Origin of the sequence: Spirosoma sp. (genome assembly GCF_026391055.1) — a bacterium.
Lineage (GTDB): Bacteria > Bacteroidota > Bacteroidia > Cytophagales > Spirosomataceae > Spirosoma.
Map to the genome: position 1 here is coordinate 43,160 of NZ_JAPLET010000026.1, position 17,249 is coordinate 60,408.

Sequence of the window (17,249 nt, forward strand, 5' to 3'; positions counted from 1 at the left end):
GGCCATGAAGAATCTAAAAAAACGACTTAAACAAGGCGAAACGCTCAATGGCTGCTGGCTGAATCTGGGCAGTCCGCTCACCGCCGAAATCGTTGGACAAGCCGGTTTTGACTGGGTCCTCATCGACCTCGAACACGGAGCCGGTTCCGAGAAAGACGCCCTGTATCAGCTTCAGGCTCTTGAGCACACCAATGCCGGGGTTATTGTTCGGGTAGAAAGTGCCGAAAGCCAGCGGATTCACCGGGTACTCGACATGGGTGCCGAAGGGATTATGTGCCCCAAAATTTCCAACCCGGCCGAAGCGCAGAAAGTCGTTAACGGGCTTCATTATCCCCCACATGGCAGTCGTGGGGTGGCCAAAATGGTCCGGGCAACGGGTTTTGCCCAAAACTTCAACCAGTATTATGAAGAGTCGCGGGATACGATTCTGGGCGTGGTGCAAATTGAAACGGTCGAAGTGCTGAATCACCTCGATGAAGTAGCCGCTATGGACGGCGTCGACGTGCTGTTCATCGGCCCTGCCGACCTGTCGATGGAACTGGGCATTTTCGGACAATTCGATCACCCCCGATTCAAGGAAGCTTTGCAGGAAACGGTCAATGCCGCCCAGAAAGCGGGCAAAGCCACCGGCATTCTGTTCTTCAATCCTGACGATTACCAACGATACCATGACCTCGGCATCCGGCTAATCGCTTGTGGAGCCGATGCCACCTTTGTTGCCGACGGTGCCCGGAATCTGGCCAAAAAGCTGGACGGGTTCAGAGCCGTCTATAAATAATGCACCTGCCCGAAACCACCTAAACTTTACTTTTTCCTGAATGACTGACCCCTTACTTATCCTGGCCTTAGGCGTAATCATTGTCGTTGGCGGCATCATTGGCCTGAAGCTCCACCCCTTTCTGGCACTCTTACTCGGCGCTTTCGTCGTGGCTTTTTTAACCCCAGCTTCCGCCATAGAACAATTCGCACTGGCTAAAGGCACCGCGCCCGCAGCCGCGCTGGCCCTGTCCAAAAAGGGCATTGGCGAACGCATTGCCACCGAGTTTGGCAATACCTGTGGGAAAATAGGCATCCTCATTGCCATGGCCGCTATCATCGGCAAATGCATGCTGGAGAGCGGTGCTGCCGAACGAATTATCCGTTCGGTGCTGAGGCTGACGGGCATCGAGAAGGCTCCCATTGCATTTCTGGTCAGCAGCTTCTTTCTGGGGATACCGGTCTTTTTCGACACCGTTATTTTCCTGATGATGCCGCTGGCCAAAGCCATGACCCTGCGAATCGGCAAAAATTACCTGCTGCTCGTTCTATGCGTCATGGCCGGTGCTGCTATGGCCAATTCGCTGGTTCCACCCGCACCGGGGCCGTTGTTTCTGGTTGGCGAAATGCACATTCCCATCGGAATGATGATGGTTGGCGGCACCATCGTTGGCTTGTTCACCATCACCGCCGGGTATTTCTTTGCCCTTTGGGCGAACAAAAAATGGCCGATTCCGCTGCGTGATTCGCTGGATGCCCGGTTGGTCGACATTGAAGCCATCGCGGCCAAAGAGACGATGCATCTACCGGGACTGGGATTGTCTCTCCTGCCGGTTTTGATTCCACTGGTGTTTATCTGTGCCGACACAGCCCTCACCGCCATGGCAACGCCCGGCACACCGCTGACGACCTCGCCTTTGGGTATGAAACTGGTGAACCTGATCAAATTTTTCGGGGATAAAAACATCGCCATTGTAACCGGTGGCATTGCCGCCCTGCTTGTGCTGGCCCGAGAGAAAAAGGGGAGCAAAGAGGGACTTTCGCCGTTTGTTCAGGCAGCGTTGCTCAGTGGGGGCGGTATTATCCTGATTACAGCTGCGGGGGGTGCCTTTGGTGGTATGCTCCAGCAAACGGGCATCAGCGCCCGCATCGCCGACATGACCAAAGAGTATCAGATGGCGCTCATTCCGATGGCTTTTTTCATAGCAGCTGTTGTCCGGACGGCGCAGGGATCGGCTACGGTGGCCCTGATTACAGCGTCGGGCATTCTGTCGGGGATGGCCGGTAATGCGAACCTCGAATTTCATCCGCTATACCTCGGTCTGGCCATTGGCTGCGGCTCGAAACTGGTGCCGTGGATGAACGATGCCGGGTTCTGGATTATCTGTAAGCTCAGCAACTTGACGGAGCAGGAAGCGCTCAAAACCATCTCGCCCCTGCTGGTCGTCATGGGTCTGACTGGCCTGGTTATCATTCTCATTGGTGCCCAGTTATTCCCATTAGTATAAAGTATCTGGTAGTCGGTTTATGGAAATCACATGGAGAAAATAGGGTTTATCGGACTGGGTATTATGGGCAAGCCCATGGCCCTTAACTTGATCAAAGCGGGGTATCCGGTGTCTATTCTGAGTCGGAGCAAAGCGGCCGATGCCCTGGTAAGCGCGGGGGCCGAGGCATTCCCAACGAGCAAGGCGCTGGCGCAGGCCTGTGACATCGTCATCACGATGCTGCCCGATTCGCCGGATGTCAAGCAGGTCGTGGCCGGAGCGGAGGGTGTACTGGCCGGTATTCGGCCGGGTGCGCTATTCATTGACATGTCGACCATTGCACCCGCTACGGCCAAATCCATTTACGACCAGATGCAGGGAAAAGGCGTCGATGCGCTGGATGCACCGGTTTCGGGTGGGCAGGTGGGAGCCGAAGCGGCCTCACTTTCCATCATGGTTGGCGGCAGCGAAGCGGCTTTCGAACGGGCATTGCCGGTATTTCGGGCGATGGGTAAAAATATTGTACGTATCGGTGAGCCGGGCGCGGGACAAACCACCAAAGCCTGTAATCAGATGATTGTGGGCATGACAATTCAAGCTGTTGCCGAAGCCTTTGCGCTAGCCCAAAAAGCGGGTGTCGACCTGGAGAAAATGCGCGAGGTGCTGCTGGGTGGCTTCGCCCAAAGCCGCATCCTAGACCTGCATGGCAAACGGATGATCGAGCGAAACTTCACGCCGGGTTTCAAGATCAAATTACACCGAAAAGACATGGGCATCGCCCTACAGACCGGACAAGCGTTTTCTGTTCCGCTCAAGGGTACTGCCCTGGTAGCCGACCAGATGCAGGTGGCCATCGAGCAGGGTAACGGCGACCTGGATCATAGCTCACTCCTGTTGTTACTGGAAAACGAATAACCCCTTAAACCTTTACCATCATGAAACGTAAAAGCTTTATTAAAGCCCTGACGGCCGGTTCCGTGGGTGCTGCCACGTTTGGTGTCGATTCAGTAACAGCTGGACATACAGGGCAAAAACCCGAACGTCCGAAAAAGGTATTAATGAAAGCGGGCTGCCAGTCGGGTGGTACAACCATCGAGAATCTGGAGTTCAAAGCCCGTCATGGCATTTTCAACATCGACGGTGGAGCCCCCAAAACCATTGCCGGGAAAGGCTGGGACCTCGATGACTCCATGCGGAAACGGGACGCCTGCGAGAAATACGGCATCAGTCTTGACGCGTACCATTTTCCGCTGGCATCGTCGGGCATCGACAAAGCCGAATACCCAAACATCATGCTGGGCAAAAGCCCCGAACGGGACCGGGAAATCGAGATTCTCCAGCAGATGATTCAGGTTGCCGGAAAGACGGGCATCAAAGTACTGAACTACAATACAACCATATTGCCGGTACTGCGTACGGGTAAAACGGTTGATCCGAAACGGGGCAATGCCATTTACAGCACCTGGAATTACGAAGAAGCGCTCAAGCAAAACGCCCCCAAAACCGTAGCCGGTGATGTATCCATCGAGCAGATGTTCGAGCGCATCACCTATCTGTTGGATCGCATTCTGCCGGTCGCCAAAGAGTACAAGGTCAAACTGGCCAATCACATTGCTGATCCGCCAACGCCCATTGGCTACCGGGGTATTAGCCGCTGGAACAGCCCGGACGTGTTCAAGGGTATTCAGCGGTTTGCGAAGCTGTACGATAGCGAATACCACGGTTTCAATTTCTGTATCGGCTCCATTGCCGAAGGGCTGAAAGACCCAAAAACCGAAATTATGCCGATTATTAAATGGGTGGGCGAGCGAAACCAGATTTTCAACGTTCATTTGCGGAACATTAAAGGCGGCTGGAACAACTTTCAGGAAGTGTACCCCGACAATGGCGACATGAATTTCCTGCATGTTGTTCGTGCCCTGCGCGATGTGGGCTATTCAGGCATGGTCATGCCCGACCACGTGCCGCACCATGCCGACTCAGCCGCCGATTTGCAGGCTTTTTCCTTCTGTTACGGCTACATCAAAGGGCTGTTGCAAACCATTACCGACGAAGCACTCTAACGCGTTACTCAAAAATGCATACCAGAACGGGTCCAAAAATTAACCAGATCATCATTACCCCCATTGCCATTGTCGACCCTCCCCTGCTGAACGCGGCCGGGCTGCACGCACCCTATGCCCTGCGAACTATTGTCGAGATCATTACAGACGATAACATTTCGGGGATCAGCGAAATACCGGGTACGGCCGCCATTGATGCCTCCCTCAACGAATCCAGAGAGTTGCTCATTGGCCGGGATGTCTTTCAACTCAGCGAAATCAGGCAGGTGCTGATAAACCGGTTCGGGACGGAGAGTGCCGCCCAACGCGGAGAAGCCCCCTGGGATCAGCGGAAACTGGTGCATATTTTCAGCGCGATCGAGGTGGCCTGTCTCGACATTATCGGGAAAGTTACGGGGCGTCCGGTGGTGGATTTGCTTGGTGGGAAGATGCGGGATCGGGTTCCTTTTTCGGCCTATCTATTTTATAAATACGAAGGTGCTGGCGGGCCGCTGGCGTTCGGTACGGACCCGACCGTACAGGGATGGGCAGCCGCCCGGCAGGCCAGCGCTCTAAACCCGACCGAAATTGTAGCGCAGGCCAAAGCAATGTGCGCGGAATTCGGCTTCCAGTCTATCAAACTTAAGGGAGGGGTATTTGAACCGCAGCAGGAAGTTGATGCGATGTTTGCTTTGTATGAAGCATTTGGCCCGGACGTTCCCCTGCGCGTGGACCCGAACGCCCTCTGGACTGTTGAGACGGCCATCAAACACGGGCGTCAGATGGAGCCGATTCTCGAATACTTGGAAGATCCGGTTCGGGGGCAGAAAAATATGGCGGAAGTTCGAAAAGCGGTAAAAACGCCCCTGGCAACGAACATGTGTACAACCTCATTCGAGGATATTCCCGGCAGCATCGCCCTCGGCTCCGAAGATATTATTCTCAGCGATCACCATTTCTGGGGTGGCCTTCGGGCGTCAATGACGCTTTCGGGTATTTGCGAGACGTTCGGGCGCGGCCTGTCGATGCACTCCAATAGTCATCTGGGCATTTCGCTGGCGGCAATGGTTCACCTCGGCGCGGCCCTCCCTCAGGTGCCCTATGCACTCGACACGCATTACCCATGGCAGTCCGATGAAGTGATCACCGCCGGACGCTTTACGTTTGAGGAAGGGGCCGTACTCGTGCCTCAGGAGCCGGGCCTGGGAGTAGAGCTGGACCGCGAAGCGTTGGCCCGATTGCACCAGAACTACCTGGATTGCGGACTCACCAAGCGGGACGACGAAATAGAAATGCAGAAAGTACAGCCCGGCTGGAAGTTTCAATCGGTACGCTGGTGAAGCTGTAGTGCCGACCGGGACGCTTCAACGGTCGGCACTACATGCTTTTTAACAACCCTAAATGATGCTGCGTGTGGATGCTCGTGAAATAAAGCATTTCCCTCACCGATAGTTTGCCGAGTACGGGATGTGGAATGCAGTAGTCATCCAGCTCCTGGGTCGGCCAAACTTCCACGGCCCGAATCAAGTCGTCGTAAACACCCTCAAATCGCTTCACCATATCGCTGCGTCCGATCTGAACATCTTCCAATCGGGGCGACATGCTGGCGGGGGCTTTTACACCCGTACTCAATACACGTTTATACCTTGATGCCACTTCGTCGTACTCTCTGGGTGGCGTTTCCGGCATACCCCACTGATTGAGTACGTCACGCGGTCCAGCCAGCAGACGGGCTACCGGACGAGCCGACAGATACAAGTGCTGCATGACCTCAGCTACAGACCATTTCCCATCGACCTGTGCCATAAACCGCTCTTCGGAAAGTGAATTGGCCCACTCTATAAACGCTGCGTAATCCTCTCTCAGTTGATCCTGAATATTGATTCCCTGTGCTTCCATACGGTAATTTCAAGTAGCGGAGTGATCGGTTATTGAACAACGGGTGTGGCTACCTGTCACACAAACATAAATATATAAGTATCTAATTATCAGATAATTACCAACCAGATTAATTCACTTATCAGGGATTCATCCTGTTCATTTATCTGTTATATATACAGATAAATGAGTTTGCTTAAAACGCGCCATCTTACCCTTTCTACTCCGTTATGATACCTGAACTAACCGCAACGCCCGTATCCACTTCTGTTCCTGAACCGCTAACAAAATCGGCCCGCCTATGGATGCCAAAGCGGGTCATTTTCACAGCCGATGCCCTTACCGAACCCTTTGGTCAGGCAATGTACGAGCGTATTTCGTCGCTCGATCTGCCCATCGAAATTGCCAAAAATAACCGCATTACAGGCTTGCGCGGTGCCGACGAGCGGGAGACCTATCGAAACGCCAAGAACACCCTGGCCATCGTTAACGCCCCTCCCGGTGCATTCAAACTCCAGCCTATTCCTCCCTCCGCCGACTGGCAGATGAATTTGGCCGAGGGTTGCCCGGCACACTGTCAGTATTGTTATCTGGCCGGTAGCCTCTCTGGGCCGCCGGTTGTGCGGGCCTACGCAAACCTACCCAAAATGCTGGCCCATACCGCCACCTACGAGGGTACCTATCCACCTAATCGCACCTGGCAAAGTTCGGCTACTGACTCCGATGGCGCAAGCCGCCCAACTACCTTCGAGGTGAGTTGCTATACCGACGTGTTAGGCATTGAGCACCTGACGGGAAGCATGGCGGAGTGCATCCGGTACTATGGCACACGGGAAATGGCCGAATTACGTTTTGTAACAAAATACGACCAGGTTGATAGTCTACTGAACCTGCCTCATAACGGCCATACCCGCGCCCGTGTCAGCCTCAACGCCGACACGATTGCCCGTCGTCTCGAAGGGGGAACAGCCTCCGTTGAAGCCCGGCTACAGGGTATCCGCAAGCTGGCGATGCCGAAAGAACTGGGTGGTGGCGGCTACCCCATCGGGTTGGTCATGGCGCCCATCATGCCCATTCCGAACTGGCGCGACCATTACACCGCCCTTCTCGACCGAATGGCCGAGGTACTGGACTTTGCACAGGGTGGCGAAACGGTCGATATGAATGTTGAATTCATCAGCCATCGCTTCACCCCTGGCTCCAAAGACATTCTGTTGCAGTGGTATCCGAACACCTCGCTGGATATGGATGAGGCCACGCGATCCGAGAAGCGCAACAAATTCGGCGGCACCAAGTACGTGTACCGGCCAGACGAGATGAAGGAAATGAAAGCCTTTTTCTATGCCGAATGGACGAAGCGTTTTCCCAAAGCACCGATTCTGTATTGGACCTGATTATCCAGGTTTTGAGAATTGAGTTTTAAACGCCATATCTTGAAGATATGGCGTTTAAAACTCAATTCTCAAAACCTTCCTTACCACACTTTGGCCTGCTGCACCTCCGGCTTGTATAACTTCTGTCCCGGCTTTACGTTGAAAGCCGCATAAAACGGGGCGAAGTTGGTGAGTGGTCCATTTACCCGAAACTTATCTGGCGAGTGCGGGTCAGTAGCCACTCGAACGCGCAGGGATTCATCACGAACTTTAGTACGCCAGACCTGCGCAAAGCCCAGAAAGAACCGCTGATCGGGTGTGAAGCCGTCGATTTTTTCGGTACCCTGGCCCTGTTTGGTTAGTTTAAACGCCTGATAGGCCAGCGTGATACCGCCCAGGTCGGCGAGGTTCTCGCCCAGCGTCAGGCGGCCGTTCAGGTGCAGGTTATCTAGCACCGTGAAGTTATTGTACTGATTGACAACCGCCTGTGTTTTCGTATTGAATCGCTCGGCATCCGCTTTGGTCCACCAATCGCGCAGGTTACCGTTAGCATCGTACTGACGGCCCTGATCGTCGAAAAGGTGGGTCATTTCATGGCCGATTACCATACCGATGGCACCGTAGTTTATCGCATCGTCAGCGTCTTTGTCGAAGAAGGGAAATTGCAGGATACCCGCCGGAAAAACGATTTCGTTGTTTGTAGGATTGGCATAGGCGTTTACCGTTGGCGGTGTCATCATCCACTCGGCCCGGTCGACAGGTTTGTTGATCTTGGCAAAATCTTCTTTTACGTGATGGATGTACGTTTGCTGAACGTTGCCATAGAAATCGTCGCGTTTTATGGTCACGTCGGAGTAATCTTTCCACTTATCGGGGTAGCCGATCTTCTTTACAAACCGGTCCAGCTTGACAAGCGCCACTTTTTTAGTTTCGGGTGCCATCCAGTCTAGCTTTTCAATCCGCTCCCGATATACTTTTTGCAGGTTGTTTACCAAGGTGAGCATGCGCTCTTTGGCTTCGGCCGGGAAATATTTTTTCACCCACAACTGGCCCAGCGCTTCGCCCAAACCACGGTCAACAAATTGAGTAACCCGTTTCCAGCGGTCAGCCTGTTTGGGTTGACCATAGAGTGTTCGGCCATAAAACTCATACCGGGCCTTTTCAAAGGGCTCACTTAACAGTCTGGCATTTTCATCCAGCAGGTCAAATATCAATTTATCTTTCAACTCACTAATGGGCACCGTTGGCAGGGCTTTATCCAGCGCCTTGTAATAGCCGGGTTGGCCCACCAGCACCGAGTCGACGTTGATCAGCTTCATAGTGTTCAGCAACGCCCGCCAGTTGAGATTAGGCATCTGCTTGGTCAGATCGGCAACAGCAAATTTGTTGTAATTCGCCACCGGATCACGTAAATCGGCCTGTTCCTTGTGCGATTGAGCGAGGGTCGTTTCGAAGGTTAAGATTGTATTGGCTTTCGTTTTGGCGGAAAGAGAGTCTACCCCCACAAGCGTAAATAATTTGGCCGCATAGTTGAGAAATGCCGCACGAATCTTCTTTGTCGACTCGTCAGTCTTGGTGTAATAATCCTTTTCGGGTAAGCTGAGCCCTGCCTGACCGAAGTTGATTCGGTTGATAGTACTCTGCCGGTCATCAGCCCCTACGTAATAGCCAATGAACTTACCACCCGGATTACCCGGACTGGCGGCCAGGTAATTCAAAGCCTCTTTATAATCTTTAATAGCTTCAATTTTGGCCAGTTCGGCTTTCAACGGCTCGTAGCCAAGTTTATCAATTGTTGTCGTATCCAGACCGCTGGCATAAAAATCACCTACTTTCTGCTCAATACTACCCGCTTTAGCATCGGATGCAGCCGCTTCGATAAGGATCGATTTAGTCTTTTGTAAGTTCTCTTCGTAAAGTGTATTGAAGGATCCCCAACCAGTCTGGTCGTCGGGAATTTTCGTCTCCTTTACCCACTTGCCATTAGCATAGGTAAAAAAGTCATCGCCGGGGCTCACGGTTGTATCCATCCCGGATTTATCGAAGAATGACGTCCGGGTGGTGGTTTCTTCTTTTTGCTGGCAGGCGGCTATGGCGACTACTGAGAGCGCCGTAAACAGAATTTTTGGAATGAGGTTCATACGGGGTTTGTAAATGCAGTGGATTTGGTAATTTTGAGTGTAAATATAACCATATCGTACGGGTCGACTTGACTCATCAGCGTAAATACGGTTATCAACAATACACTCGAAACCAACAAGTAAATCATGAAGACCATCCTGCTCACCAGTCTACTCGTTGCCGTCTCGTTTGGTTTATTTGCACAAACGGAGAATAGCTATCACGGCAAAAAAATCACGGCATCGGGTGCCCTACCAGCCACCGAATTAGCCACAAAAATGGCCGACAAAAAAGAAATGCCAGCTAAAGTGGAAGGCACTGTTGAGTCTGTTTGTAAAGTGAAGGGCTGCTGGATGAAGGTCAAAACCGGCGACGGGCAAACGATGCGCGTGACCTTTAAAGACTACGGCTTTTTTGTTCCGAAAGACATAGTTGGCAAAACCGTTGTTGTAGAAGGCACCGCCGAAAACACAACGACACCCGTTGCCGATCTCCGTCACTTCGCCCAGGACGCGGGTAAATCCAAAGAAGAAATCGCAAAGATCACCGAGCCAGAAAAAGCCCTGACCTTTGTGGCCGATGGGGTGATCGTAAAAAAATAGAGAATCGGTTCCAACCGTTTCATTGAGTAAAGCATCTTCTCTAAAAAAATCAAGGATTATGCTTTACTCAATGAAACGGTTTTCTGGTTTTCTCATCGTCGGAACAATCCTCTTTTCGGCCTGCAAATCCAACGAAACAACCCCGACGGATTCTATTTCGCTGGCTCTGCATCAATCAGGTCGCCTTGGCTCTGATATTGTTATACGGGCCGACTCGATTCAGGATAGCCGCTGCCCCGCCGATGTTAATTGCATATGGGCAGGACAGGCAAAAGTTAAGTTACTACTAAAAAAAGATTCGGATTCTACTGCCGTCCGGCTTTCCCTGGGAGCCGACCCCGGTAGCACCACCAAACGGCCCGACTCAACAACGGTGTCGTTAAAGAGTGAAACCTATAAAGTGATTTTACGCGAAGTAAACCCTACACCAACGTTGAGTAATGACAACCAGCCTAAAACAGCCGTTGTGCAGGTGACAAAAATTTAAGTGTTTTCAGAGCGTTTTCGTACTTTAAGGGCTGCAACCTATCGTTGCAGCCTTTTTTGTACCCTACTAACTTCATTTATGAAAAAAATGTACCTACTGGCTGGCTTGTCGCTGCTGGCTGCTCCCCTGTTTGCCCAACGTACCTTAATTCACTGTGGAAACCTCCTTGATGGCGTCAGTAACAACCTACAGCCACAAATGACGGTTGTCGTTGAAGGCAACAAAATCACGGCTGTTCAAAAAGGATACACCACGCCCGCCGGTCAGGACCGGGTGCTGGACATGAAATCGAAAACGGTTCTGCCCGGTCTTATTGACATGCACGTTCACCTCGAAAGCCAAACCCGACGCGGTGGTGCTATTGACGGATTTACGAAGAACCAGGCCGACATTGCCTATCAGGCCGCTCAATATGCCAAAACAACGCTGATGGCCGGTTTCACGACGGTTCGCGATCTGGGTGGGTCGGGCGTAAACGTTTCGTTACGCAACGCTATCAATGCCGGCCTGGTGGATGGCCCTCGTGTGTTGACCGTTGGGAAATCCATTGCCACAACGGGTGGGCACGCAGATCCAACAAACGGCTACCGTAAAGATCTGATGGGCGACCCCGGTCCGATGGAAGGAGTGATTAACGGTCCTGAAGATGCCCGTAAAGCCGTTCGGCAACGCTATAAAGACGGCTCTGATCTGATTAAAATTACCGCCACCGGTGGTGTATTGAGCAATGCGAAAGATGGCTCCGGTGCTCAGTTCACCGAAGAAGAAGTGAAAGCAGTTGTCGATGCGGCTAAAGATTACGGTTTTCCGGTGGCGGCCCACGCCCACGGTGCAGAAGGCATGAAACGAGCCATTCGGGCGGGTGTACAGACCATCGAGCACGGTACGCTGATGGATGATGAAGCAATTGAACTGTTCAAAAAACACGGCACGTACTACGTTCCAACCATCATTGCCGGTAAAACAGCGGCTGATTCAGCCCGGCATTTTGGCTATTATCCGGCTCTGGTAACCCCAAAAGCCCTCGCCATTGGGCCAAAGATTCAGGCAACGTTTGCTAAAGCTTACAAAGCGGGTGTTAAGATTGCCTTTGGTACAGACGCTGGCGTTTACATCCACGGCTACAACGCCAAGGAGTTCGAGTACATGGTTGAGGCTGGTATGCCGCCCATAGAAGCGATCAAAGCGGCCCTGATGACCAACGCCAAGTTATTGGGTATGGACGCCCAAATCGGCTCCATTGAAACTGGCAAAATGGCGGATATCATCGCCGTAGCAGAAAATCCTATCCAAAATATCAAAACCTTGCAAACCGTCCAGTTCGTCATGAAAGACGGAAAGGTGTATAAGCAGTGAAAATAGTGGAATATATGTAATAGGTCGAGTTAGTGGTTACCAAACTCGACTCCACCTATTACACACATTCCACTATCTACTTAGTATTAATTCATTCACTCGTTCGGCTTCTTCGTGCTGGACCCAGTGGGAGGCATTTTCGAGAAAGACCAGTCGGCCATTGTCGCAGAGGTCGATGCTGGGTTGGGCCATTTGCTGCTTGAGGAACTTGTCGCGAGTACCCCAGATGAGTAAGGTGGGGACGGTGACCCGGACAGATGGTCGACGGGCGGGTGGTTTGCGGAGTGAGGCCCGGTACCAGTTGATCATAGCGGTTACGGCTCCCGGCTGCGACCAGGCCGCTTTATACTGCTGCAAATCGGCCCGCCGGAACGTCCCTGGCCGACTGCTGCCAAGCAGTGTTCGCACAAACATGGACCAGTTTCCGGCGCTCGATACGGCTTCGGGTAACCAGGGCAGTTGAAAAAAGCCGATGTACCAGCTCCGCATCATCTGACCGATATGGCGGCTGGCGTAGTTCTTCATGACAACAGGATGCGGCACATTCAGGGCCACCAGCCGTTCGACACGCTCGGGATGCGAAACGGCGGTCCACCAGGCTACGGCAGCTCCCCAATCGTGCCCGACCACTACCGCTTTCTGCCGCCCGGACGCATCAATCAGACCAATTACATCCGCCACCAAGGTGTCAAGGCCATAGGCATCGATACCCTTTGGTTTAGCGCTCAGGTTATACCCGCGCTGGTCGGGTGCCCACACGCAATAGCCAGCCTCGGCCAACGCATCGATCTGTTGTTTCCAGCCATACCAGAATTCCGGAAAGCCGTGCAGCAGAATAATAAGCGGGCCATCGTCCGGTCCGGCCTGCACCACATGCAACCGAACCGGCGAGGCATTATTGGTTTCGACAAACGTGTGCGTCATCGACTAGTATTAGAAGCCGAAATACTGCTCGGCATTTCGGTAGCAAATATCCTGCACAATCTGGCCTACCCAGTCAACATCGTTTGGTAATTCGCCATTCTCGATGTCGTTGCCAAAGATGTTGCAAAGAATGCGACGGAAATACTCGTGGCGGCTGTACGACACAAAACTGCGAGAATCGGTGAGCATACCCACAAACGCGCTGATAAGCCCCATGTTCGACAGGGTATTGATCTGCTTTTCCATCCCGTCTTTCTGATCCAGGAACCACCAGCCGGAGCCAAACTGTACTTTACCCCGCACCGACCCGTCGTTGAAGTTGCCGATCATGGTCGCCATTACTTCATTATCAGCCGGATTCAGATTGTACAAAATTGTTTTAGCCAGTTGATTCCGGTCGTCCAGCCCGCCCAGAAAACGTGATAGCGAAGCCGCCTGTGGGAAGTCGCCAATGCTGTCCCAACCCGTATCCGGACCAAGCTCACGCAGTCGACGGACGTTATTATTTCGGAGTGCTCCAAGGTGAAACTGCTGGGTCCAGCCTTTGGCGTGGTCCCACTCAGCAAACTGCACCAGCATGAACGACTTGAATTTCAGCACGTCAATCGGCGAAACATCGACTCCGCGCAGCAGGTGATCGAATATCCGCTGCACATCACCCTCTTTGTAGGGTTCGGCGTAGATCATCTCCAGGCCATGGTCGGACAGGCGGCAACCCATCTCCCCAAAATAATCATGCCGCGACTTGAGCGCATCGAGGTAGTTCGTCAGATTTTGAATCTCCCGATTCGTAACGACCGCCAGTTTCTGCACATAGGTGCGAAGAGAGGCCGGGTCATCAGCGGCCATGGCCTTGTCGGGCCGGAAGGTAGGCAGCAACTTTACGGTAAAGTCACTCTGTGCGATAACCTTATGGTGCTCAAGCGAGTCGAGCGGGTCATCCGTTGTACACACAACACGTACATCGAAGTGTTTGAGCAGTGCACGGGCCGAGAGGTTGGGTAACTGTTCGTTACACGAATCATAAATCGACCGGGCCGAGGCCGGATTAAGCACCTCATTGATACCAAACGGATTTTTCAATTCCAGATGCGACCAGTGATAAAGCGGGTTACGGAGGGTATAGGGAATCGTTTCAGCCCATTTTTCAAACTTTTCCCAATCCGACGCGTCGCCAGTGCAGTACTGTTCGGGGATGCCGTGGGTACGCATAGCCCGCCACTTATAGTGGTCGCCGTGCAGCCAGAGCTGGGTCATGTTTTCAAACTGCCGGTCGGCGGCAATCTGGTCGGGTGGCAGATGGCAATGGTAGTCGATAATCGGCATTTGCCGGGCATACTCATGATAAAGCCGACGGGCGGTTTCGGTTTGAAGCAGAAAATCGTCGGACAGGAACGTAGGAGCGGGAGCGAGCGTGTACATAATTACCAAAGTAAAAGCCGGGGTATTTCTCCCGGCTTAGTGTTATTTTTTGTGATTTAATGAGCACATTTGGATCTGTTTGTAGCTACCGTTGGCTCCTGCAAGATAAACAAAAATGCAGGTCACCGGCGGTTCAGGGGTTACTCTCCCGCCGATAAGCCGAGCATAAGTCCCCGAATCTCAGCCAGTCCACGCAGACGTCCAATGGCCGTGTATCCCGGATTGGTTCGCTTCCCGGAGGTAAGATCATCGAGCATCCGGTGGCCGTGGTCGGGCCGGAATGGCATACGAGTATCCTGCCGACCTTCTGCAGCACGACGTTTCTGTTCGGCCAGCAACGCCCGCGTCACGCCCACCATCGGCACATCGCCTTCGAGATGATTGGCTTCCTGAAAACTATGCCGACCGGGTTGATTATCTGCATCGCGCTGGGTGCTGCGCAGGTGAACGAAATGAATGCTCGGCCCCAGCCGCTCAACCATCCCGACGAGGTCGTTATCGGCCCGGACGCCGTATGAGCCGGTACAGAAGCATAGTCCATTGGCAGGTGAGTCGGTGGCGGCCAGCAACGCGCGGGCGTCGGCCTCAGTACTAACAACGCGGGGCAGTCCTAAAATCGGGTACGGCGGATCGTCGGGGTGGATAGCCAGCCGGACGCCAGCCGACTCGGCTACGGGTACGATCTCGCGTAGAAACGAGTACAAGTTCTGGCGCAATTCCTGGTCGCTGATATCTTTATACGCATCAAGTGCATCGCGAAACTGCTCGACGGTATAGCTCTCTTCCGAACCGGGCAGTCCAGCAATGATAGTACGAACCAGCCGCTTCACTTGGGCATCGGACATGCCATCCAGTTTAGTACGGGCCTGTTGCTTCTGCTCATCGTTGTATAGATACTGAGCACCGGGCCGCTGAAGGATGAATAATTCGAAAGCAGCAAATTCAACGGCATCGAAGCGAAGCCCCGTTGAGCCATCGGGCATGGGGAAGTCGAGGTCGGTGCGGGTCCAGTCGAGTACAGGCATAAAATTGTAGCAGACCGTGTCGATTCCTGCCTTTGCCAGGTTGACGATAGACTCCTTGTAGTTTTCGATGTATTGCCGATAGTCGCCCGTGCGGGTTTTGATCCCCTCATGTACTGGAATACTTTCAACGACCGACCACGTTAGACCTTTTTCTTCGATAATCGCCTTGCGGTCCAGAATGTCTTCCAGTGACCATACTTTTCCATTCGAAATCTGGTGCAGGGCAGTAACGATACCGGTGGCACCGGCCTGTCGGACATCATTAAGCGACACAGGGTCATTTGGACCGAACCATCGCCAGGTTTGTTCAAGCATTGTAATGTAGTTGGTAAGTTGGCAAGTCAGAAAGACTAAGTAAGGTAAAAAAGCACTCAGATCTCCTTTTCTCCCCAAAACTCCTGGTTGTTTTGCAAATGCCAACACCTTCCGGCCGCTTTCGCTGGCGTATTGTCGCTTTATTGTTTCTGGCAACGACGATCAATTACATTGATCGGCAAGTGTTGTCTTTTACTATGACGGACGAAGTTTTTCGGAAAGATATGCTGGATATTGCTCCCGACGCCGTCCTTACTAAAGAAGCAACAGACCGGTTTAAAGTGCTCTATGGAGATGTCGATGCCGCCTTCAAATTCGCTTACGCCATCGGTTTTCTACTGGCTGGCTGGCTTGTTGACCGCATTGGTACGAAACGGGGGTTCTCGCTGGGGATTCTGGTCTGGAGCGTTGCCGGTGTTCTTACAGCTTCGGTTAATACCATTGCCGGATTAAGCTGGATGCGGGCGTTACTGGGGTTGGGTGAATCGGCGAATTTTCCTTCAGCCATCAAAACCATTGCCGAATGGTTTCCCCGACGCGAACGCTCCTTTGCCAATGGTCTCTTCAATGCAGGTACTAACGTGGGCATTATTCTAACGGCCCTCGCCGTTCCTTACCTTATTTTGCAGTTTGGCTGGCGTAGTTCTTTTTTAGTAACGGGCGTTCTGGGCTTCGGCTTACTGATATTCTGGTGGCTGCTATACAGTAAACCTGAACGGCACCCGAAACTCTCCACCGAAGAGCTGGCTTATATCCGGGCAGATGCCGAAAAAACCCCGCCCCTTAAAGTCTCCTGGAGTCGCTTGCTGAGCTACAAACAAACCTGGGCTTTTGCCGTTGGGAAACTCATGGCCGACCCAATCTGGTGGTTCTATATGTCATGGTTACCCGATTTTTTCAACTCGAACGATGCCCTTGATGAACGACTGGACCTTAAAAGCTTCGGATTACCCTTCCTGATTATTTACGTCGTTTCCGACGCGGGCAGTATTTTCTTCGGCTGGCTAAGCACACAGTTTATGCGTTGGGGATGGTCGGCAAACCGGGCCCGTAAAACAACATTGCTAATTTGTGCGCTATGCGTTGTCCCTATTTTCTTTGCCGCACAAACCAACAGCCTGACAATCGCCATTGCCCTCATTGCGCTCGCAACGGCCGCTCATCAGGGTTGGTCGGCAAATATGTATACCTTCGCGTCGGATTTATTTCCCAGGAATGTAGTGGCATCTGTAACCGGCATTGGTGGTATGTTCGGAACAGTTGGCGGTATTCTGCTGGCGCTGCTGGCCGGACGAATCATCACCGCTTTCGGCTACCTGCCCATGTTTATTGTGGCAAGCTGCTCGTATCTGATCGCTCTTATACTTATTCATCTGATTTTACCCAAATTAGAGCCCGTAAAAACCGAGGAATTAATGGGCGACTATATGGTAGACAGTAAGCGGTAGACGTATCCTGTCC

General features: G+C 52.6%; 15 protein-coding genes. 10 read left to right on the top strand and 5 right to left on the bottom strand.

The window, feature by feature from the left end; all coding sequences use genetic code 11:
* Positions 1 to 4: 4 nt before the first annotated feature.
* The 5 genes from NT073_RS23430 to NT073_RS23450 are packed head-to-tail and all read left to right on the top strand — an operon-like array spanning position 5 to position 5,625.
* The gene (locus NT073_RS23430) at positions 5 to 778 is read left to right on the top strand and encodes an aldolase/citrate lyase family protein (protein WP_297378486.1); all 774 of its coding nucleotides are present in this window, start codon (positions 5 to 7) and stop codon (positions 776 to 778) included.
* A gap of 40 nt (positions 779 to 818) precedes the next feature.
* Positions 819 to 2,264 (top strand): SLC13 family permease, encoded by a 1,446-nt coding sequence (locus NT073_RS23435; RefSeq protein WP_297378488.1) that lies wholly within the window; start codon positions 819 to 821, stop codon positions 2,262 to 2,264.
* A gap of 30 nt (positions 2,265 to 2,294) precedes the next feature.
* Positions 2,295 to 3,158: a 2-hydroxy-3-oxopropionate reductase gene (locus tag NT073_RS23440; RefSeq protein WP_297378490.1), complete on the top strand. Its 864-nt coding sequence runs from the start codon at positions 2,295 to 2,297 to the stop codon at positions 3,156 to 3,158.
* 20 nt (positions 3,159 to 3,178) lie between these two features.
* A complete protein-coding gene (locus NT073_RS23445) occupies positions 3,179 to 4,306 on the top strand; it encodes a mannonate dehydratase (protein ID WP_297378493.1) in 1,128 nt (375 codons plus the stop codon).
* Between the two features lie 14 nt (positions 4,307 to 4,320).
* Positions 4,321 to 5,625 (top strand): enolase C-terminal domain-like protein, encoded by a 1,305-nt coding sequence (locus NT073_RS23450; RefSeq protein WP_297378496.1) that lies wholly within the window; start codon positions 4,321 to 4,323, stop codon positions 5,623 to 5,625.
* A gap of 37 nt (positions 5,626 to 5,662) precedes the next feature.
* On the opposite strand, the gene NT073_RS23455 is transcribed toward NT073_RS23450, so the two are convergent.
* Positions 5,663 to 6,184 (bottom strand): DinB family protein, encoded by a 522-nt coding sequence (locus NT073_RS23455; RefSeq protein ID WP_297378500.1) that lies wholly within the window; start codon positions 6,182 to 6,184, stop codon positions 5,663 to 5,665.
* 209 nt (positions 6,185 to 6,393) lie between these two features.
* Here NT073_RS23455 and NT073_RS23460 point away from each other — a divergent pair, with 209 nt between their 5' ends.
* Positions 6,394 to 7,557 (top strand): spore photoproduct lyase family protein, encoded by a 1,164-nt coding sequence (locus tag NT073_RS23460; protein WP_297378503.1) that lies wholly within the window; start codon positions 6,394 to 6,396, stop codon positions 7,555 to 7,557.
* A gap of 80 nt (positions 7,558 to 7,637) precedes the next feature.
* Here NT073_RS23460 and NT073_RS23465 read toward each other — a convergent pair whose 3' ends face one another.
* Entirely contained in the window at positions 7,638 to 9,677 is a 2,040-nt protein-coding gene (locus NT073_RS23465) for a M13 family metallopeptidase (RefSeq protein ID WP_297378506.1), read from the bottom strand.
* A 126-nt stretch (positions 9,678 to 9,803) separates the two neighbouring features.
* On the opposite strand from NT073_RS23465, the gene NT073_RS23470 reads away from it, so the two are divergent.
* From NT073_RS23470 to NT073_RS23480, 3 genes are all read left to right on the top strand, one after another.
* A complete protein-coding gene (locus tag NT073_RS23470; protein WP_297378509.1) occupies positions 9,804 to 10,259 on the top strand; it encodes a DUF4920 domain-containing protein in 456 nt (151 codons plus the stop codon).
* Between the two features lie 70 nt (positions 10,260 to 10,329).
* Complete coding sequence (locus tag NT073_RS23475) at positions 10,330 to 10,746, top strand: hypothetical protein (protein ID WP_297378512.1); 417 nt, start codon at positions 10,330 to 10,332, stop codon at positions 10,744 to 10,746.
* A gap of 78 nt (positions 10,747 to 10,824) precedes the next feature.
* Positions 10,825 to 12,102 carry an amidohydrolase family protein gene (locus NT073_RS23480; protein WP_297378515.1) on the top strand — a complete coding sequence of 426 codons (1,278 nt, stop codon included), beginning with the start codon at positions 10,825 to 10,827 and terminating at the stop codon, positions 12,100 to 12,102.
* Between the two features lie 72 nt (positions 12,103 to 12,174).
* On the opposite strand, the gene NT073_RS23485 is transcribed toward NT073_RS23480, so the two are convergent.
* The 3 genes from NT073_RS23485 to uxuA all read right to left on the bottom strand — a co-directional run bounded on the left by NT073_RS23485 (position 12,175) and on the right by uxuA (position 15,788).
* Positions 12,175 to 13,026 (bottom strand): alpha/beta hydrolase, encoded by an 852-nt coding sequence (locus NT073_RS23485; RefSeq protein ID WP_297378517.1) that lies wholly within the window; start codon positions 13,024 to 13,026, stop codon positions 12,175 to 12,177.
* 9 nt (positions 13,027 to 13,035) lie between these two features.
* Complete coding sequence (uxaC, locus tag NT073_RS23490) at positions 13,036 to 14,448, bottom strand: glucuronate isomerase (protein ID WP_297378520.1); 1,413 nt, start codon at positions 14,446 to 14,448, stop codon at positions 13,036 to 13,038.
* A 140-nt stretch (positions 14,449 to 14,588) separates the two neighbouring features.
* Positions 14,589 to 15,788 carry a mannonate dehydratase gene (gene uxuA / locus NT073_RS23495; protein ID WP_297378522.1) on the bottom strand — a complete coding sequence of 400 codons (1,200 nt, stop codon included), beginning with the start codon at positions 15,786 to 15,788 and terminating at the stop codon, positions 14,589 to 14,591.
* Between the two features lie 98 nt (positions 15,789 to 15,886).
* Between uxuA and NT073_RS23500 the strand changes: the two genes are divergently transcribed.
* Positions 15,887 to 17,236 carry an MFS transporter gene (locus tag NT073_RS23500; RefSeq protein WP_297378525.1) on the top strand — a complete coding sequence of 450 codons (1,350 nt, stop codon included), beginning with the start codon at positions 15,887 to 15,889 and terminating at the stop codon, positions 17,234 to 17,236.
* Positions 17,237 to 17,249 lie beyond the last annotated feature (13 nt).